This is a genomic window from Glutamicibacter sp. NPDC127525 (genome assembly GCF_042672105.1).
Lineage (GTDB): Bacteria > Actinomycetota > Actinomycetes > Actinomycetales > Micrococcaceae > Glutamicibacter.
In genome coordinates this window covers 1-1207 of sequence record NZ_JBHXVN010000017.1, presented here as the reverse complement: position 1 = coordinate 1207, position 1207 = coordinate 1, and the positions used below count along the sequence as shown (strand labels likewise).

The window sequence follows — 1207 nt, the reverse complement described above, 5'->3', positions numbered from 1 at the left end:
CCTTAACGTTCCAGCACCGGGCAGGCGTCAGTCCGTATACATCGCCTTACGGCTTCGCACGGACCTGTGTTTTTAGTAAACAGTCGCTTCTCGCTGGTCTCTGCGGCCACCCCCAGCTCACGGAGTAAATCCGATCACCAGTGATGGCCCCCCTTCTCCCGAAGTTACGGGGGCATTTTGCCGAGTTCCTTAACCATAGTTCACCCGAACGCCTCGGTATTCTCTACCTGACCACCTGAGTCGGTTTAGGGTACGGGCCGCCATGAAACTCGCTAGAGGCTTTTCTCGACAGCATAGGATCATCCACTTCACCACAATCGGCTCGGCATCAGGTCTCAGACTTATATGCACGACGGATTTGCCTACCGTGCGTCCTACACCCTTACCCCGGGACAACCACCGCCCGGGCTGGACTACCTTCCTGCGTCACCCCATCGCTTACCTACTACCACCTTGGATCAGCGGCTCCACCACTTTCCTTTCCCCGAAGGGTCCGGAACGGCTTCACGGCCTTAGCATTAATGGGCTCGATATTGGGCGTTTCAAAGCGGGTACCGGAATATCAACCGGTTGTCCATCGACTACGCCTGTCGGCCTCGCCTTAGGTCCCGACTTACCCTGGGCAGATCAGCTTGACCCAGGAACCCTTAGTCAATCGGCGCACACGTTTCTCACGTGTGTATCGCTACTCATGCCTGCATTCTCACTCGTGAACCGTCCACAACTCGCTTCCGCGGCTGCTTCACCCGGCACACGACGCTCCCCTACCCATCCCAGCAGGCGTTGGCCCTAACGCTGGAATGACACGACTTCGGCGGTACGCTTGAGCCCCGCTACATTGTCGGCGCGGAATCACTTGACCAGTGAGCTATTACGCACTCTTTCAAGGGTGGCTGCTTCTAAGCCAACCTCCTGGTTGTCTCTGCGACTCCACATCCTTTCCCACTTAGCGTACGCTTAGGGGCCTTAGTCGATGCTCTGGGCTGTTTCCCTCTCGACCATGGAGCTTATCCCCCACAGTCTCACTGCCGCGCTCTCACTTACCGGCATTCGGAGTTTGGCTAAGGTCAGTAACCCGGTAGGGCCCATCGCCTATCCAGTGCTCTACCTCCGGCAAGAAACACACGACGCTGCACCTAAATGCATTTCGGGGAGAACCAGCTATCACGGAGTTTGATTGGCCTTTCACCCCTAACCACAGGTCATC

At 56.9% G+C, this 1207-nt stretch carries 1 rRNA gene; it reads right to left on the bottom strand.

Annotated elements, in window-relative coordinates:
* Window positions 1-1207 (bottom strand): 23S ribosomal RNA (locus ACFVHU_RS18590); the annotation flags it as partial.